Annotated in this window: 1 protein-coding gene; it reads right to left on the reverse strand. The window is 69.5% G+C overall.

Translation table 11 applies throughout. The features are described 5' to 3' along the window. The coding region (locus tag ABD323_RS44260) for a glycosyl hydrolase (RefSeq protein WP_344447644.1) at window positions 1-577 on the reverse strand (577 nt) is incomplete at both ends.

A 577-nucleotide genomic window follows, 5' to 3' on the forward strand; every position in this document is an offset into this window, starting at 1 on the left:
CCGGTTGAACTGGAGCTGCGTCCAGACCGGGGCGGGGGCACGTTCGGTGGCCGCAGCAGGCGTTGTCTTCGCTGAGGTGGTGCTGGAACGCGCCAGTGCGGCGCGGGCCCGCAGGCCCTCGGCGCTGTCCCGGTACTCGGGGGGATCGGGCATCGGCCCGCTGCGGTCATCCAGCCAGGTCGAAGCCGCCTCGGTGTCGGCGAACGCCCCCTCACGGACCGTGTATGTCCCCTCTTCCAGGTCTCCTTCTTCGAGGAAGACCCTGATGGGTGCCTGTGTCGGGCGGGGGTCGCGGACCAAGGTCCAGGTCTCGCACGGGTCGCTGTCCGACGTGTGCGTGCCGAGGACCTGATAGCGCTCACCCGAGGTACGGACCTGCTCCTCGACACGGCGCGTGAGCTCGTCGGCCGGCAGCGGGAAGTCGCCCTCGGGCATGGTCCGTTCGGGTGGGCAGCCGTGCTTGATGAGCCAGTTCTGGGCGAACGCCAGCGTGGCGTGCTTGGAGGTCTCGAAGGTGAAGGTGTGGTTGAAGAGGTCGCGCCCGATCTTGACGGCGACCAGCTGCGGCTCGCCCGGA

Origin of the sequence: Kitasatospora nipponensis (assembly GCF_039528135.1) — a bacterium.
GTDB lineage: Bacteria > Actinomycetota > Actinomycetes > Streptomycetales > Streptomycetaceae > Kitasatospora > Kitasatospora nipponensis.